This is a genomic window from Streptomyces yerevanensis, assembly GCF_000716805.1.
Taxonomy (GTDB): domain Bacteria; phylum Actinomycetota; class Actinomycetes; order Streptomycetales; family Streptomycetaceae; genus Streptomyces; species Streptomyces flaveus.
Map to the genome: position 1 here is coordinate 16,133 of NZ_JNWJ01000055.1, position 17,536 is coordinate 33,668.

The following is a 17,536-nucleotide window of genomic DNA, read 5'->3' on the forward strand; positions in this document are numbered from 1 at the left end:
CGGATCCTCGCGCCTGAGCAACCCTCCGCGCCTGAGCAACCCTCCTCGAAAGGCTGACCAGTGAGCACCGAAGCGTACGTGTACGACGCGATCCGCACCCCGCGCGGGCGCGGCAAGGCGAACGGCGCCCTGCACGGCACCAAGCCCATCGACCTCGTCGTCGGGCTCATCCACGAGATCCGGGGCCGCTTCCCGGACCTCGACCCGGCGGCGATCGACGACATCGTGCTCGGTGTCGTCGGCCCGGTCGGCGACCAGGGCTCGGACATCGCGCGGATCGCCGCCATCGCGTCCGGACTGCCCGACACGGTGGCGGGTGTCCAGGAGAACCGCTTCTGTGCCTCCGGCCTGGAAGCCGTCAACCTGGCCGCGATGAAGGTCCGTTCGGGCTGGGAGGACCTGGTGCTCGCGGGCGGTGTCGAGTCGATGTCGCGGGTGCCGATGGCCTCCGACGGCGGCGCCTGGTTCGCCGACCCGATGACGAACATCGCCACCAACTTCGTCCCCCAGGGCATCGGCGCCGACCTCATCGCCACCATCGAGGGCTTTACGCGCCGGGACGTCGACGAGTACGCGGCCCTGTCCCAGGAGCGTGCCGCCGCGGCCTGGAAGGACGGCCGCTTCGAGCGGTCCGTCGTGCCGGTGAAGGACCGCAGCGGACTCGTCGTCCTGGACCACGACGAGCACCTGCGTCCGGGCACCACCGCCGACTCGCTGGCCGGCCTCAAGCCGTCGTTCGCGGACATCGGCGACCTGGGCGGCTTCGACGCCGTGGCGCTGCAGAAGTACCACTGGGTGGAGAAGATCGACCACGTGCACCACGCGGGCAACTCCTCCGGCATCGTGGACGGCGCGTCGCTGGTGGCGATCGGTTCGCGCGAGGTGGGGGAGCGGTACGGGCTGAGGCCGCGCGCCCGGATCGTCTCCGCCGCCGTCTCCGGCTCCGAGCCCACGATCATGCTCACGGGGCCCGCGCCCGCGACCCGCAAGGCGCTGGCCAAGGCCGGGCTGACCATCGACGACATCGACCTGGTCGAGATCAACGAAGCCTTCGCCGCCGTGGTCCTCCGCTTCGTGCGGGACATGGGCCTGTCGCTGGACAAGGTGAACGTCAACGGCGGGGCGATCGCACTCGGTCACCCCCTGGGCGCCACCGGAGCGATGATCCTCGGCACCCTCGTCGACGAGCTGGAGCGCCAGGACAAGCGGTTCGGCCTCGCCACACTCTGCGTCGGCGGCGGCATGGGCATCGCCACGATCGTCGAGCGTCTCTGAACGTCCTGTCCGTCCCCCTTACGGCCTTTGCGGCGTCCCCTTACGGAGAGAAACAGCCATGACCGAGAGCACCATCCGCTGGGAACAGGACAGGACAGGCCTCGTCACCCTCGTCCTCGACGACCCGAACCAGTCCACGAACACCATGAACCAGGGGTTCCGGGAGTCGCTCACCGCGATCGCCGACCGCCTGGAAGCCGAGAAGGACTCCATCCGCGGCATCATCTTCACCTCCGCCAAGAAGACCTTCTTCGCGGGCGGTGACCTGCGTGAACTGATCGCGGTCACCCCCGAGAACGCCCAGTACGCCTTCGAGCGGGGCCTCGCCATCAAGCGTGACCTCCGCCGTATCGAGACGCTGGGCAAGCCCGTCGTCGCCGCGATGAACGGCGCGGCCCTGGGCGGCGGTTACGAGATCGCCCTGGCCTGTCACCACCGTGTCGCCCTCGACGCCCCCGGTTCCAAGATCGGCTGCCCGGAGGTCACGCTCGGCCTGTTGCCCGGAGGCGGCGGCGTCGTCAGGACCGTACGCCTCCTGGGCATCGCCGACGCCCTGCTGAAGGTGCTTCTCCAGGGCACCCAGTACAGTCCGCGGCGCGCGCTGGAGAACGGCCTCGTCCACGAAGTGGCCACCACGCAAGAGGAGTTGCTCGCCAAGGCCCGCGCCTTCATCGAGGCCAACCCCGAGTCCTCGCAGCCCTGGGACAAGCCCGGCTACCGCATCCCGGGCGGCACGCCGTCCAGCCCCAGGTTCGCGGCGAACCTGCCCGCCTTCCCGGCGAGCCTGCGCAAGCAGACGGGTGGCGCGCCCTACCCGGCCCCGCGCAACATCCTCGCGGCGGCGGTCGAGGGCTCCCAGGTGGACTTCGAGACCGCGCAGGTCATCGAGTCGCGCTACTTCGTGGAGCTGGCCGCGGGCCAGACCTCCAAGAACATGATCCAGGCCTTCTTCTTCGACCTCCAGGCCGTCAACTCCGGTGCCAACCGCCCCAAGGGCATCGAGCCGCGCCAGGTCCGCAAGGTCGCCGTCCTGGGCGCGGGGATGATGGGCGCGGGCATCGCCTACTCGTGCGCACGCGCGGGTATCGACGTCGTCCTCAAGGACGTGTCGGCCGAGGCCGCGGCCAAGGGCAAGGGCTACTCCGAGAAGCTCTGCGCCAAAGCCGTCTCCCGGGGACGTACGACGCAGGAGAAGGCCGACGAACTGCTCGCCCGCATCACGCCCACCGCCGACCCGCAGGACCTCGCGGGCTGCGACGCCGTGATCGAGGCCGTCTTCGAGGACCCGGCGCTCAAGCACAAGGTGTTCCAGGAGATCCAGCACATCGTCGAGCCGGACGCACTGCTGTGCTCCAACACCTCGACGCTGCCGATCACCGCGCTCGCCGAAGGCGTCGAGCGGCAGGCCGACTTCGTCGGGCTGCACTTCTTCTCGCCCGTCGACAAAATGCCGCTCGTCGAGATCATCAAGGGCGAGCGGACCGGCGACGAAGCCCTGGCGCGCGCCTTCGACCTCGTGCGGCAGATCAAGAAGACCCCGATCGTCGTCAACGACTCGCGCGGCTTCTTCACCTCCCGGGTCATCGGGCACTTCATCAACGAGGGCGTGGCGATGGTCGGCGAGGGCATCGAGCCCGCCTCCGTCGAGCAGGCCGCGGCCCAGGCGGGCTATCCGGCCAAGGTCCTCTCGCTCATGGACGAGCTGACGCTCACCCTGCCGCGCAAGATCCGCACCGAGACCAAGCGGGCCGTCGAGGAGTCCGGTGGCACCTGGGCGACGCACCCCGCCGAGGCCGTCATCGACCGCATGATCGACGAGTTCGGCCGTACGGGCCGCAGCGGTGGCGCGGGCTTCTACGAATACGTCGACGGGAAGCGCGCGGGGCTCTGGCCCGGACTGCGCGAGCACTTCACGCGCGAAGGCGCCGAGATCCCCTTCAGGGACATGCAGGAGCGCATGCTCTTCTCCGAGGCCCTGGACACGGTCAGGCTCCTGGAGGAGGGCGTACTGACGTCCGTCGCCGACGCCAACATCGGGTCCATCCTCGGGATCGGCTTCCCCGGCTGGACCGGTGGCGTCCTGCAGTACATCAACGGCTACGAGGGTGGCCTGCCCGGATTCGTGGCCCGCGCGCGTGAGCTCGCCGAGCGCTACGGGGAGCGGTTCACGCCACCGGCGCTGCTCGTCCAGAAGGCGGAGAAGGGGGAGCGGTTCAGCGACGCGTGAGGTAAGTGCGGTGCGGGCGGGGGCCGTTCGGGAGACCCGGAACGGCCCCGTTCAGCGTGGGCTCTTGAGCCACTCCCGCAACTCCTCGTTGAGGGAGCGCTGGAACGTGGTCAGCAGTGCCTGCACCACCAGCGGTTGCAGATGCGCCGACAGGGACTTCACCTCTGCCACCGACCCGGTCTCGGACACCTCGTCGCGCAGCAGCCGGGAGAGTTCCCGGGCCGCCGCGCGCGTGTGCTCCAGCAGGACCGCACGCGCGGCGAGGATCGTCTCGTGCGCGATCGGCACGTCGAGCAGCTGTAGGCCCAGCCGCAGCAGCCCCGGGTCCACCTGACAGGTCCCCGCGTCGGGAGTCCGTACGACGACGTTCATCGCGGCGAGCCGGTCCAGGTCCTCCTCGCCCAGCGGGCGCCCCGCCCGGCGCTCCAGCTCGGCGCGGCTCATCTCCTCGGTCGACTCGGGCGCCCACGAGGCCACCACGGCACGGTGGATCGCCAGGTCATGGGCACTCAGGTCGGCCGGCAACTGCTCCAGATACCGCTCGATCGCGGCCAGCGTCATCCCCTGATGCCGCAACTCCTCGATCAGCGCCAGCCTGGACAGATGCGCCGACCCGTAGTGCCCGACGCGACGCGGACCGATCACGGGCGGCGGCAGCAGGCCCTTGGTGCTGTAGAAGCGCACCGTACGCACCGTGACACCCGCACGCGCGGCCAGCTCGTCGACGGTGAGCTTCGGCTCCTCGATATCCGTCGCCATGGCGCTGCTCCTTCGCGTACTGCGGTAACGCCCGGGTGCGGTGCAACAGTATTGCTGTCTCACCAGCGGTGGGAAAGCACGGACCGTTCAGAGACGGTCTCCTGACCATCCTTCCCGCAGGACGCGTTCGCCCCTCCGGATCCCGAACGGCCCTCTTTTGCCCAGGAGTTGACCGGGGTACCTTCCGCGCATGCCGACACGTGCGCGCGTCATGCGCTTCAGGACCTGGAGAACGCTCGCGACGGCGGCCACCGCCGCCCTGATGGCCACACTCCTCACCCCGGCCGCCGCACAGAGCGCCCCGCGGGAGAGTAAACCCGTGTACTCGTACGACAACGCGATACGCGAGTCCGTGTGGGTGGACACCGGACTCGACGGCGACAAGGACGGGAAGAGAGACCGCGTCGCCGTCGACATCGTCCGGCCCCGCGAACTCGCCCGGCAGGGCCGGAAAATACCCGTGATCATGGACGCCAGCCCGTACTACTCCTGCTGCGGACGCGGCAACGAGAGCCAGAAGAAGACGTACGACGCGGGCGGCAACGTCGTCCAGATGCCGCTGTTCTACGACAACTACTTCGTGCCACGCGGCTACGCCTTCGTCGGCGTCGACTTCGCCGGCACCAACCGCTCCGACGGCTGCGTGGACGTAGGCGGGCGCTCCGACGTCCAGTCCGCGAAGGCCGTCGTCGACTGGTTGAACGGCCGGGCCAAGGGCTACACCTCCCGGACTGGGAGCACGAAGGCCAAGGCGGACTGGACCAACGGCAAGACCGGCATGATCGGCAAGAGTTATGACGGCACCGTCGCAAACGGCGTCGCCGCGACGGGAGTCGAGGGCCTGGAGACGATCGTCCCGATCGGGGCCATCTCCTCCTGGTACGACTACTACTTCGCCAAGGGCGCCCCGCTGTACGACTCCGGACCCGACTGGCTGTCCAACTACGTGGAGAGCCCCGACGCCCGCACCAAGTGCGCCGCCGTGCAGCAGAAGCTCGTCGAAGGAGCTCCGCGCACCGGCGACTGGACGAAGCTGTGGACCGAGCGCGACCACGTGAAGGACGCCCACAAGGTCGACGCGAGCGTGTTCGTCATCCATGGCATGCAGGACCTCAACGTTCGTGCCAAGCACTTCGGCCAGTGGTGGGACGCCCTCGCGAAGAACGGTGTCGAGCGCAAGATCTGGCTGTCGCAGACCGGCCATGTCGACCCCTTCGACTTCCGCCGCGCCGAGTGGGTGGACACCCTGCACCGCTGGTTCGACCATGAACTCCTCGGCTACGACAACGGCATCGACGATGAGCCGATGGCCGACATCGAGCGCGCCCCCGACAAGTGGGAGACGTCGAGCGTCTGGCCGCCGCGCGGCACGGACACCGTGAGCCTGCGACCCGGCAAGGGCGAGCAGGCGGGCGTCGGCACCCTTGGACTGCGTACCGGATCGGGCACCGAGACCTTCACCGACGACCCGAGCCAGGACGAGACCGACTGGGCCGCCCAGATCGACCAGTCCACGGCAGGCAAGGCCGGATTCATCACCAAACCGCTCACCCGCGACCTCCGGCTGTCCGGCTCCTCCAAGGTGACCGTCACCGCCACGCCGAGCACCACAACGGCCCATCTGTCGGCGGTACTTGTCGACCTCGGCCCGGACACCATCCGTGACTACGCGGACGCCGCCGAGGGCATCACCACGCTCACCGACCGCAGCTGCTGGGGCCCGAGCACCACGGGTGACAGCTCCTGCTACAAGGAGACGCGGGCCAAGACCGCGGACGTCGACTACACGGTGTTCAGCCGAGGCTGGGCCGACCTCGGCAACCATGCCTCGGACCTGAAGGGCGTCCCGCTCACGCCGGGCAAGCCCTACACCATCAGCCTCGACCTGCACGCGAGTGACCACGTCGTCCCGGCCGGGCACCGTCTCGCGCTGATCGTCGCGGGCACCGACAAGGACCTCATCGACCCGCCGTCCACCACCCCGACGCTGAAGCTCGACCTGTCCCGTACGTGGGCCCGCGTCCCGTTCGTCGGAGGCGCCAAGGCCTTCTCGGGCGCCACCTCGGGATCCGCGCACGTCAGGCCGGATGCCACTCTCGACGGGGTCGACGAGCCCGAGATGCCGCAGCGTGTGCCGGGGGACAACCGCTGAAAGGGTTGAGATCGGCGGCACCTGTGGTAGTTCCTAGGGGCGCAACCAGGAACAAGTGTTTCCGTTCGGCCTCCAGGGGAAGGTGCCGCCGATGACAGAAGACCTGAAGAAGAGGGGAGGCTCGGGAAGTCCTTCGGACGTCCCGGGCGGCTCCGGCCACGAAACCGACCGCGTGGTGTTCGGCGTCACCGCCGCGCTCACTGTGGCCTTCGTGATCTGGGGCGCGGTCGCCACCGACTCGCTGGAGAGCGCCTCGACCAAGATGCTCGACGGCCTGATGCACAACGGCGGTTGGGCCTTCGTGCTCGCCGCCTCCGGTTTCGTCGTTTTCGCGCTCTGGCTGGCGGCCAGCCGCTACGGCAGGATCCACCTGGGCACCGAGGGTGAGGAGCCCGAGTTCCGCACCGTGTCCTGGGTCGCGATGATGTTCAGCGCCGGTATGGGCATCGGCCTGATGTTCTACGGTGTGAGCGAGCCGTTGTCGCACTACAGCACACCCCCGCCGGGCACCAGCCCCGCCGACTCCGCGGAGCGCATGGAGACGGCGATGGCCACCACCCTCTTCCACTGGACCCTGCACCCGTGGGCGATCTACGCGGTGGTCGGCCTCGCCATCGCCTACAGCACCTTCCGTAAACGCCGGCGCCAGACGATCAGCGCGGTGTTCACCCCGCTCATCGGTGAGAAGCACGCGAACGGCCACCCGGGCCGGGCGATCGACAGCCTCGCGATCATCGCCACCGTCTTCGGCTCCGCGACCTCGCTGGGCCTCGGCGCGCTCCAGATCGGCTCCGGACTCACAGAGCTGGACTGGTTGGACAAGGCGAGCACCGCACTGCTCGTCACCATCATCGCCGTACTGACGCTGGCCTTCGTCGCTTCGGCCGTCTCGGGCGTCGAGCGCGGCATCCAGTGGCTGTCCAACACCAATATGGTGCTGGCGCTGGTGCTCGCCGTGTTCGTGTTCATCGCAGGCCCGACCGTCATCGTCCTCGATCTGCTGCCCACCTCGGTCTTCTCCTTCGTGGGTGACCTGCCGCAGCTCGCAGGGCGCACCGAGGCCAGCGGCGGCGAGGGAGTCGCGGACTGGCTGAGCGGCTGGACGGTCTTCTACTGGGCGTGGTGGATCTCCTGGACGCCGTTCGTCGGCATGTTCATCGCCCGCATCAGCCGTGGCCGGACCATCCGGCAGTTCGTCGGCGGCGTCATCCTCGTACCGAGCACCGTCTCTCTCGTCTGGTTCGCGGTCTTCGGCGGTTCGGCGATGAAGCTGCAGGAGGCCGGCCGGCTCGGCGAAGAGGCGACGCCCGAGGGCCAGCTCTTCGGCGTCCTGCAGGAGTACCCCATCGCGACGGTCACCAGCCTGCTCGTGATGATCCTGGTCGGCATCTTCTTCGTCTCCGGAGCCGACGCCGCGTCCATCGTGATGGGCACGCTCTCCCAGAAGGGCGCCCTCGAACCCGGCCGTCTCGTCGTGGTGTTCTGGGGTGTCGTGACCGGGGCCGTCGCCGCGATCATGCTGCTCATCGGCAGCGGCAAGGGCGATGCGCTCGCCGGCCTGCAGAACCTCACGATCCTCGCCGCCGCGCCCTTCGTCCTCGTCATGATCGGGATGTGTTTCGCCCTGATGCGCGATCTGCGCCAGGACCCGGTCATCGTGCGCAGCGCGATGGGTTCCGAGGCCGTCGAACTCGCGGTGATCGAGGGCCACAAGCAGTACGACGGCGACTTCGGGATCCGTGTCGGTCCCGGACCCGGCACCGACACGGAAGGGGACCCGCTCGGGCACGAGCACCGTTAGCTCCGCTGGGTTGGGCGGTTTTAAGCTGCGGGTCCGTTGTGGCTGGTCGCGCCCGCGCGGCGGAGCCGCACATTGACACAGCCCCGCGCCCCTAGAGGAGGGCCTGCGGCCTCCTCTAGGGGCGCGGGGCGTAACACGCGTCAGCGGGAGGCGAGTTCGGTTGCCTCCCGTGCGCAGCCCCACGCCACGGTGATACCCGCCCCGCCGTGCCCGTAGTTGTGCACCAACACCCGGCCGCCGGGCAGGAGTTCACGTTCCAGCCGCACCGCGTCGCGCGCCGGCCTCAGGCCCACACGATGCTCGATGATCCGAGCCCCGGCGATCTCCGGCCGCAGCGCGGCGCACCGCCGCACGATCGCTTCGGCCACGGCCGGATCGGGTGTCAGGGACCAGTCGTCCTCTTCCGTGGTCCCGCCCAGGACCAGTCCGCCCGGCTGCGGAAAGAAGTACGTCGCCTTGGTGTCGGATTCTCCCGAGGTCAGCCATGTGGTCACTCCGGGGTTCTCCACGACGACCAACTGCCCCCGCACGGGCCGCATCCCCGGATCCGGTACGAGTTCCCGTGCGCCAAGTCCCGTGCAGTTGACGACGACCGGAGCCGGGACCTCCGCGAGATCCGTGACGTACCGCTCCTCGACCGTCCCGCCGGCCCGCACGAACCGCTCGCGCAGCCAGGCCAGATGCACGGGCATGTCGATCAGCGGCAGCCGTGCCCACAACCCCACCCCCGCGTACTCGCCCGCCGTCGCCGGCCGCAGTCCCGGCACCCGTGCGGCCCACGACCCGAGCCCGTCCAGCACCGTCTCACCGTGTACGCCCTCGACCATGCGTACGCCCGTCTCCTCGGGCCGCGCCGCCAACTCCTCGTACACGGACAGTGATTGCAGCGCCCACTCACCGACGAGCACCTCCGGCTCGATCCGGTACGGCCACCACAGCGCGCCCGCAACGGCCGAGGTGGTCCGCTCGGCGGGCTCCCGCGCCCAGATCAGGACCCGCCTGCCGCTCTCCGCGAGGACGACGGCCGTCGTGAGTCCCACGACACCGCAGCCGACCACGATCACGTCATCGTTCAGCTCACTGTTCACAGCCGGACGCTAACGGAATCTGCCATGCCGTGCTCAGAACACCCGCAGTCTGGGGATACTCACAGCATGTCTGCCGAGTACGCGACCTTCGGCCTGGCACCGGCCATGCGCGCCGGTGGAGTCCTTGCCAACGGTGACTACCAAGTGCACCGGGATTTCGTGGACTTCATCGTCGACGGGCGGCCGCTGCTGTTCCAGCTCTCCGACCTCGATGCCGTCTCCCCGCTCGCCTCCGACATACCACCCGCGATCTTCAGCGCGCAGGTACGCAGTCTCCTCCTGGAAGCCGACGCCCCCTTGGCGGGCGGCCGGTACGTCATCTACGGCTGCCCCGAGTGCGAGGACCTCGCCTGCGGTGCCGTCACCGCCGTGATCGAGAAGCTCGGCGACGACTATGTGTGGCGCGACTTCGCCTGGCAGACCGACGAGCGGGCGGATCTGGAGCTCAACGGTTACCACGGCATCGGCCCGTTCCGTTTCCACGGCGCCGAGTACCGCGCCGCGCTGGGTTCCCTGCTCAGCGACGCCGGTGGCGAGCGCCGCCGGGTGCTGCTGATCGGCGCCCGTGTCGCCGTCCTCGCCAAGCTCGCCGCCGCCCTGCGCATCATCGGTATCGGCGCCGAGATCACCCGGGACGCCGCCGAAGTCTCCGCCGAAGAGCTGCGCACGTACGGCGCCGTCGCCTTCGGCCGCGATGTCAGCGAGCAGGAACGTGCCGCCGTACGCCAGTCCTTCGAGCGCGCCGGTGTCGACGTCTCGTATGTCGACGGACTCGCCCCGATCGTCCCGCTCCTCGTCGCCCAGATCGAGCACGCCCTGGACCGCAGCCCCCGGGAGCAGCGCCGCCTCACCCGCCTCGTCGCCGCGGACGGCGCGGCGGGCGTCGAGGTCACGTCCCCGTGCCGGGTCCAGCTGACCGCGTACCGCCTGGACCGGCTGTACCGCACGCACGCGTACGAGGTCTTCGACGGGGTGCTGGAAGCGGGGGAGCACCGGCTCGCGCTGGACGCGAAGGCGACGAAGGGGGAGTCCTTCATCGTGGCGCGGACTTCGGGGGGTGTGCTGGTGGAGGCGATGGGGGGCTGAGGGGCGGGGTGGTGCGGTGGTCCGTGGGACGCGCTGTCTCGGAGGCGGCCATGGGCACGGAAAACCTGGCGCCCGTCTCCTAGGCGGGCGATTAGGATCAGCGCCTGATGACTGCCACCCTCGTCGCAAAGAACCTCGCCGCCGGTCACGGTGACCGCTCGCTCTTCTCCGGGCTCGATCTCGTTGTCGCGCCCGGCGATGTGATCGGTCTTGTCGGTGCCAACGGCGCGGGCAAGTCCACGCTGCTGCGCATGCTCGCCGGGCTGCTGAAACCCGAGCAGGGCGAGCTGCGTCTCTCCCCGCCGACCGCCGCCGTCGGGCATCTGCCGCAGGAACCGGAACGCCGACCGGGCGAGACCGTACGGGAGTTCCTCGCCCGCCGCACCGGTGTGGCAGAGGCCCAGCGTGTGATGGACGAGGCGACGCAGGCGCTCGTCGACGGGGCACCGGGCGCGGACGACGCGTATGCGACGAGCCTGGAGCGCTGGCTCGACCTCGGCGGCGCCGACCTGGACGAACGAGCCGACCAGGTCGCGGACTCGCTCGGCCTCGGCGTCGACCTGAACCAGCCCATGACCGCGCTCTCAGGCGGCCAGGCGGCCCGCGCCGGACTCGCCTCCCTCCTCCTCTCCCGCTACGACGTCTTCCTCCTCGACGAGCCCACCAACGACCTCGACCTGGATGGCCTCGAACGCCTGGAACGCTTCGTCTCCGGTCTCCGCGCAGGCACGGTCGTCGTCAGCCACGACCGCGAGTTCCTGACCCGTACGGTCACCAAGGTCCTCGAACTCGATCTCGCGCAGCAGGAGATCAGGCTGTACGGCGGCGGATACGAGGCGTATCTGGAGGAACGGGACGTCGCGCGCCGGCACGCCCGCGAGGACTACGAGGAGTATGCCGACAAGCGGTCCGCGCTCGAAGGGCGGGCCCAGATGCAGCGCTCCTGGATGGACAAGGGCGTCAAGAACGCCCGGCGCAAGGCGAGCAACGACAACGACAAGATCGGCCGCAAGTTCCGTAGCGAGGCCAGTGAGAAGCAGGCCGCGAAGGCCCGGCAGACCCAGCGCATGATCGAACGGCTCGACGTCGTCGAGGAGCCGCGCAAGGAGTGGGAGCTGCGCATGGAGATCGCGGCGGCCCCCCGATCGGGCGCCGTGGTCGCCACCCTGCGCGACGCGGAGGTACGACGAGGCGACTTCGTGCTCGGCCCGGTGTCGTTGCAGATCGACTGGGCGGACCGGGTGGCCGTCACCGGCGCCAACGGCGCGGGCAAGTCCACGCTGCTGGGCGCCCTGCTGGGACGCGTACCCGTGGACGCGGGCCATGCCTCCCTGGGCTCCGGCGTCCTGGTCGGTGAGGTCGACCAGGCCCGCCAACTGTTCTACGGCTCCGAGTCCGTCCTGGACGCGTTCTGCACGGCGGTCCCGGACACCGAACCGGCCGAAGTCCGCACCCTCCTGGCCAAGTTCGGCCTCACCTCGCACCACGTCCTGCGACCGGCAGCCACCCTGTCGCCCGGCGAACGCACCCGCTCCGCCCTGGCCCTCCTCCAGGGCCGAGGCGTCAACCTCCTGGTCCTCGACGAGCCCACCAACCACCTCGACCTGCCGGCCATCGAGCAGCTGGAATCGGCCCTCGACGCGTACGAGGGCACCCTCCTCCTAGTCACCCACGACCGCCGCATGCTGAACGCGGTCCACACGACGCGCCGGGTAGAGGTGGCATCGGGGAAGATCACGGAACGCTGACCTCCAGTTGGCGCACGGTCGACCGCTCCGGAAAATGACCAAGCGGTATGCGCGACCGGCGTATTAGGGTGCACGGTGATCAACGGCAACGCGCCGGATCGCCGCACCGGCGCCGGGCGTTGCCGCTCAAACGGAGGGACTGTTCCATGCGTCTGCGCAAGACCAAGGCCGCGGCTGTCATGCTCGCGTCACTGGGCCTCATGTTCTCACTATCGAGCCCCGCGAGCGCCTGGAGCTGGGGCGCGTACGAAGGGGGAGGCTGGGGCGCTTGGCAGGAGGACCCTTCCGGCGACGTCAAGGGTGACTCGTTCCAGGCCTGCGACTCCAAGGCCGGCGACGGCTACGCCATCTATGTCCGCATCGACATAGGCCGGGACGGCGACTTCGACTCCTCGGCCACCACCGCGGGGCACTCCGCGTTCTACTGCACGCCGTGGAAGTACCTCAACCTGCCCGAGGGCACCCCCATCCGCATGTACGTCTACAAGTCCAACGCCGACGGCCACCACCACCCGGTGTGGAAGGACGGCAGGGCGTAGGCACCGGCCGCGCTGTCGCGCGAGCCGGGTCCGGGCCTTCCGGCGCTGCCGGAAGGCCCGGACCGCACGATCAGCGCTTGCCCTTGCCCGGGTCGACCAGACCCGCACGCCGCAGCGCGTCCGCCATCGCGCTGTTGGCGGGCGGCGGCGCCTGACGCGAACCCCCGCCGCCGCCCCCACCAGTACGACCGCCCTGCCGCTGCTGTCGGTCCCGCTGCTGCGGCGACCGTCCGCCGCCCCGCTGCGGCCGGCCCTCGCCACCCTGCTGGTCCTTCGCGGCGGCCTCGTCCTCCAGCCGCAGCGTCAGCGAGATCCGCTTGCGCGGAATGTCGACCTCGAGGACCTTCACCTTGACGATGTCGCCGGACTTCACGACGTCACGCGGATCCTTGACGAACGTCTTGGACATCGCGGAGACGTGCACCAAGCCGTCCTGGTGGACACCGACGTCCACGAACGCCCCGAACGCCGCCACGTTCGTCACAACGCCCTCAAGGATCATCCCGGACGTCAGGTCGGAGATCTTCTCCACGCCCTCCTTGAAGGTCGCCGTCTTGAAGGCCGGGCGAGGGTCACGCCCCGGCTTCTCCAGCTCCTTCAGAATGTCCGTCACCGTCGGCAGACCGAACGTCTCGTCCACGAAGTCGGTCGGCTTCAGCGAGCGCAGCACACTCGTGTTGCCGACCAGCGAGGCCACCTCACTGCCCGCCGTCTTCACCATCCGCCGCACCACGGGATACGCCTCCGGGTGCACGCTCGACGCGTCCAGCGGGTCGTCACCGCCCCGGATCCGGAGGAAGCCCGCGCACTGCTCGTACGCCTTCGGACCCAGCCGCGCCACGCTCTTCAGCTCCGACCGCGACTTGAACGGGCCGTTCGCGTCGCGGTGCGCCACGATGTTCTCCGCGAGTCCGGAGGTGATGCCGGAGACCCGGGAGAGCAGCGGCGTGGAGGCGGTGTTCACGTCCACCCCGACGCCGTTCACACAGTCCTCGACCACCGCGTCCAGCGACCGTGACAGCTTCACCTCGGACAGGTCGTGCTGGTACTGCCCGACGCCGATCGACTTCGGGTCGATCTTCACCAGCTCGGCGAGCGGGTCCTGCAGGCGCCGCGCGATGGAGACGGCGCCGCGCAGCGACACGTCCATGCCGGGCAGCTCCTGCGAGGCGAAGGCCGAGGCCGAATAGACGGAGGCGCCGGCCTCGGACACCATCACCTTCGTGAGCTTCAACTCCGGGTGCTTGGCGATGAGTTCACCGGCGAGCTTGTCCGTCTCCCGGGACGCCGTGCCGTTGCCGATCGAGACCAGCTCGACCGCGTGCTCCTTGGCGAGCCGCGCGAGCTTGGCGACGGCCTCGTCCCACTTGTTCTGCGGAACGTGCGGGTAGATGACGTCCGTGGCGACGACCTTGCCGGTCGCGTCGACGACGGCCACCTTCACGCCCGTACGGAAACCGGGGTCGAGCCCCAGCGTCGTGCGCGTGCCCGCGGGGGCGGCGAGCAGCAGGTCGCGCAGGTTCGCCGCGAAGACGTTGACCGCCTCGTCCTCGGCGGCCGTCCGCAGCCGCATCCGCATGTCGATGCCGAGGTGCACGAGGATGCGGGTGCGCCAGGCCCAACGGACCGTGTCCTGCAGCCACTTGTCGGCGGGGCGGCCCCGGTCGGTGATCCCGAAGCGGTGCGCGACCATCCCCTCGTACGACGAAGGACCGTCCGTCGGCTCCTCGGGCTCCAGAACGAGGTCGAGGACCTCCTCCTTCTCCCCGCGCAGCATGGCGAGGATGCGGTGCGAGGGCAGCTCCGTGAAGGGCTCGGCGAAGTCGAAGTAGTCGGCGAACTTGGCGCCCGCCTCCTCCTTGCCCTCCCGCACCTTGGCCGCGAGCCGCCCGCGCACCCACATGCGCTCGCGCAGCTCGCCGATCAGGTCGGCGTCCTCCGAGAACCGCTCGGTGAGGATCGCGCGGGCACCGTCGAGGGCCGCCTGCGGATCGGCCACGCCCTTGTCGGCGTCCACGAACGCCGCTGCCGCGGCCAGAGGATCGACAGTCGGATCGCCGAGCAGGCCCTCGGCCAGCGGCTCAAGACCCGCCTCGCGCGCGATCTGCGCCTTCGTCCGCCGCTTCGGCTTGAACGGCAGATAGATGTCCTCCAGGCGCGCCTTCGTCTCGGCGCCGCGGATCCGCGCCTCCAGTTCGTCGGTGAGCTTGCCCTGCTCGCGCACCGACTCGAGGATCGCCGTCCGCCGCTCCTCCAGCTCCCGCAGATAGCGCAGCCGCTCCTCGAGCGCGCGCAGCTGCGCGTCGTCGAGCATCTCGGTCGCTTCCTTGCGGTAGCGGGCGATGAAGGGCACCGTCGAACCGCCGTCGAGCAGCTCCACGGCAGCCCTGACCTGCCGCTCCCGTACGCCGAGCTCCTCGGCGATCCTGCCTTCGATGGACCCTACGAGGGGTGTCGTCACGATCCCGTACCGCCTTCTTCGCTGAGGTTGCGCGGCAATTGTGGCAGGTGGCACCGACAACGGGGGATCAGGGCGGCGCCAGAGCACCAAGTGAGCCGGACACGCGCTCGGCGAGTCCGGCTCCGAAGGCGGTCCGCGGTCAGACCCTGTGGGCCCGCCCGGTGCGTCGCGTCGAGTGCGAGGCGCCGCCGAACAGCCGGGCAAGGGCCCGGAACGGCAGCGTCACCACTGTGGCGAGCGCCCCACCAATCTGTCGCAACACGTCAGCGATCGCACGGAGCACGTGCTTCTCCTTTCGTCTCCCGGCCCGTTCGGTCGCGGCCGGGAACGTCCGGGTACCTCGGAGAACACTTCTGATGCGCGGGTCTCCGGCGGTTGGGTTCCTCAGCCCTTGCCGATCATGTCCTCGGGGAACGCCCCCGCCGCGAGCGACGTCATGAGGAACCCTGTCGCCAGCTCCCGCAGGCGCTCCACGCGCTCCGCGCCCAAGTGCTCGTACGGGGCCCGGTCCAGACGGTCCGTGTCCGACTCGATGGCCCGGCGCAGTTCGACGCCGGCTGTCGTCAACTCGCCCTCGGCGTCGAGCAGTCCGCGCTCCCGGAGCCGGTCGGCCGCGGCATCCCAGTCCGCCCGCCGCCAGCCACGCGTGGCGAGGACCCACCTCGGCGACATGCCCTTGCCGGTCGCGGTGTGGCTCACCAGCGCCTCCACGGGGTCGAGTTCCGCGCCGAGCAGCACCGTGAGGTGCCCGTCTCCGCGGTGCTCGCGCAGCAGCGTGGCCGCGTGCCACAGGGCGAGGTGCGGTTCGTCGGGTACGGGCAGGTCCGCATGCGCCGCGTACAGCGGGCGCGCGGTCCGTACGCAGGCCTCGGTCGCCCGCAGCGCCAGCTCCGCCGCCTCGGCCATCTCCCGGGACCCGATCACCTCGTCACCGAGCAGCCGCCGCAACGTCGCGTCGGCGGCACGCGCGCGTGCCGCGAGCACCGCCTGCGGCGACGCGGTCCGCCACACCTCGGGTACGTGCTTCGCCACCAGCTCATGGCGGAAGTTGTAGAACGTCGCGGTCACCACACCCGCACCCACCGCCCCCATGGCCGCGGCCCGCGCCGCGAAGTACGCGGCATCGCGGTCGGTGACCCCGAGATCGGCCAGTTCCCGCCCCAGGTCCGGCGAGAAGTAGTGCGCGGAGTGAAGCGGATTGAGGACGTTGTGGCAGCGCCGTCCGGCGCGCTCCTGCAGAGCACTGGTCATGAGCCGCAGGCTAACCGACTGCTCAGTACGAGCGGAATGCCGGACCGTCGATCCCTCTTGGCAGGCTCCCTCGGCCGGGTCGTCGGCGTGGCAGGAAAGGTGGGGTGCTCGTCATTGCGGCCGTCACACCGCGGGCCAAGAATCGAGCACATGGCACCCCGAACCGTTCTCGTCGTCCTCTTCGAGGGCATCCAGAGTCTCGATGTCACGGGCCCCGTGGAGGTCTTCGCGGGCGCCGAGACCGGCCACCCCGGCACGTACCGCATCCGCACGGCCACCCTGGACGGCGCCCCTGCGCGCGCCACCAGCGGCCTCACCCTGGTCCCGGACCACGCCCTCGCCGACGCTCCCGCCCCGCACACCCTGCTCGTCCCGGGCGGCAACGGCACCCGGAACCCGGACCCGGCCCTCGTCGACTGGCTGCGTGAGTACGGCCCGCGCGCGGAGCGCCTGGTGTCCGTCTGTACCGGCGCGCTCCTGCTCGCCGCCGCGGGCCTCCTGGACGGCCGCCGGGCGACGACCCACTGGGCGTCCTGCGACATGCTCGCCCGCGACCACCCGGCGATCGACGTCGACCCGGACCCCATCTTCGTACGCGACGGGAACGTGGCCACCTCGGCGGGAGTCACCTCCGGCATCGACCTCGCCCTCGCGCTCGTCGAGGAGGACCTCGGCCGCAAGACCGCCCTCGCCATCGCCCGCCATCTGGTCGTGTTCCTCCGACGCCCGGGAAACCAGGCGCAGTTCAGCGCCCAGCTCGCCGCGCAGACCGCCCAGCGCCAGCCGCTCCGCGATGTCCAGCAGTGGATCAGCGAGCACCCCGGCGAGCACCTGACCGTCGAGTCGCTCGCCGCCCGCGCCAACCTCTCCCCGCGCCACTTCGCCCGCGCCTTCCAGACGGAGACGGGCATGACCCCGGGCCGGTACGTCGACCGCGTCCGCCTCGAACACGCCCGGCGTCTGTTGGAGGACACCCCCGACGGCATCGAGGAGATCTCCCGCGCCTGCGGCTACGGCACCCCGGAGTCGATGCGCCGCGCCTTCCTACGGACCCTCGGTGCGGCCCCGGCGGAGTACCGCCGTCGCTTCCGCCCTGTGCCCGCCGACTGAAGCCACCGACCGAAGCCGCCGATTGAACTCACCGGCTGA

At 70.1% G+C, this 17,536-nt stretch carries 12 protein-coding genes and 1 pseudogene; 8 read left to right on the forward strand and 5 right to left on the reverse strand.

The window, feature by feature from the left end; all coding sequences use genetic code 11:
• Positions 1 to 60 precede the first annotated feature (60 nt).
• Together OP79_RS38360 and OP79_RS38365 are read left to right on the forward strand one after the other, a co-directional pair.
• On the forward strand, positions 61 to 1,275 hold the full coding sequence (locus OP79_RS38360; RefSeq protein ID WP_033327158.1) for an acetyl-CoA C-acetyltransferase: 1,215 nt from the start codon (positions 61 to 63) through the stop codon (positions 1,273 to 1,275).
• A gap of 58 nt (positions 1,276 to 1,333) precedes the next feature.
• Positions 1,334 to 3,502 (forward strand): 3-hydroxyacyl-CoA dehydrogenase NAD-binding domain-containing protein, encoded by a 2,169-nt coding sequence (locus OP79_RS38365; RefSeq protein WP_033327160.1) that lies wholly within the window; start codon positions 1,334 to 1,336, stop codon positions 3,500 to 3,502.
• A 51-nt stretch (positions 3,503 to 3,553) separates the two neighbouring features.
• On the opposite strand, the pseudogene OP79_RS38370 reads toward OP79_RS38365, so the two are convergent.
• Positions 3,554 to 4,370, reverse strand: a pseudogene (locus OP79_RS38370) (MerR family transcriptional regulator).
• Between the two features lie 81 nt (positions 4,371 to 4,451).
• Here OP79_RS38370 and OP79_RS38375 point away from each other — a divergent pair.
• Both OP79_RS38375 and OP79_RS38380 read left to right on the forward strand, forming a co-directional pair.
• On the forward strand, positions 4,452 to 6,413 hold the full coding sequence (locus tag OP79_RS38375; RefSeq protein ID WP_033327164.1) for a Xaa-Pro dipeptidyl-peptidase: 1,962 nt from the start codon (positions 4,452 to 4,454) through the stop codon (positions 6,411 to 6,413).
• A 91-nt stretch (positions 6,414 to 6,504) separates the two neighbouring features.
• On the forward strand, positions 6,505 to 8,214 hold the full coding sequence (locus tag OP79_RS38380; protein WP_033327225.1) for a BCCT family transporter: 1,710 nt from the start codon (positions 6,505 to 6,507) through the stop codon (positions 8,212 to 8,214).
• 140 nt (positions 8,215 to 8,354) lie between these two features.
• Here the strand turns inward: OP79_RS38380 and OP79_RS38385 are convergent, their stop codons facing one another.
• Complete coding sequence (locus OP79_RS38385) at positions 8,355 to 9,302, reverse strand: FAD-dependent oxidoreductase (protein WP_033327166.1); 948 nt, start codon at positions 9,300 to 9,302, stop codon at positions 8,355 to 8,357.
• A 66-nt stretch (positions 9,303 to 9,368) separates the two neighbouring features.
• Here OP79_RS38385 and OP79_RS38390 point away from each other — a divergent pair, with 66 nt between their 5' ends.
• The 3 genes from OP79_RS38390 to OP79_RS38400 all read left to right on the forward strand — a co-directional run bounded on the left by OP79_RS38390 (position 9,369) and on the right by OP79_RS38400 (position 12,675).
• Positions 9,369 to 10,388, forward strand: a complete 1,020-nt coding sequence (locus OP79_RS38390) for a hypothetical protein (protein ID WP_033327168.1) — start codon at positions 9,369 to 9,371, stop codon at positions 10,386 to 10,388.
• Between the two features lie 107 nt (positions 10,389 to 10,495).
• Positions 10,496 to 12,136, forward strand: a complete 1,641-nt coding sequence (locus OP79_RS38395) for an ABC-F family ATP-binding cassette domain-containing protein (protein ID WP_033327171.1) — start codon at positions 10,496 to 10,498, stop codon at positions 12,134 to 12,136.
• A 146-nt stretch (positions 12,137 to 12,282) separates the two neighbouring features.
• Complete coding sequence (locus tag OP79_RS38400; protein WP_051745276.1) at positions 12,283 to 12,675, forward strand: hypothetical protein; 393 nt, start codon at positions 12,283 to 12,285, stop codon at positions 12,673 to 12,675.
• 70 nt (positions 12,676 to 12,745) lie between these two features.
• On the opposite strand, the gene OP79_RS38405 is transcribed toward OP79_RS38400, so the two are convergent.
• The 3 genes from OP79_RS38405 to OP79_RS38410 all read right to left on the reverse strand — a co-directional run bounded on the left by OP79_RS38405 (position 12,746) and on the right by OP79_RS38410 (position 16,387).
• Positions 12,746 to 15,136: a Tex family protein gene (locus OP79_RS38405; protein ID WP_033327173.1), complete on the reverse strand. Its 2,391-nt coding sequence runs from the start codon at positions 15,134 to 15,136 to the stop codon at positions 12,746 to 12,748.
• A 139-nt stretch (positions 15,137 to 15,275) separates the two neighbouring features.
• Entirely contained in the window at positions 15,276 to 15,419 is a 144-nt protein-coding gene (locus tag OP79_RS56195; protein ID WP_169786241.1) for an LPFR motif small protein, read from the reverse strand.
• A gap of 101 nt (positions 15,420 to 15,520) precedes the next feature.
• The gene (locus OP79_RS38410) at positions 15,521 to 16,387 is read right to left on the reverse strand and encodes an SCO6745 family protein (protein ID WP_033327174.1); all 867 of its coding nucleotides are present in this window, start codon (positions 16,385 to 16,387) and stop codon (positions 15,521 to 15,523) included.
• Between the two features lie 150 nt (positions 16,388 to 16,537).
• On the opposite strand from OP79_RS38410, the gene OP79_RS38415 reads away from it, so the two are divergent.
• Positions 16,538 to 17,497, forward strand: coding sequence for a GlxA family transcriptional regulator (locus OP79_RS38415; protein WP_033327176.1), 960 nt, complete (start codon positions 16,538 to 16,540; stop codon positions 17,495 to 17,497).
• Positions 17,498 to 17,536: the final 39 nt, after the last annotated feature.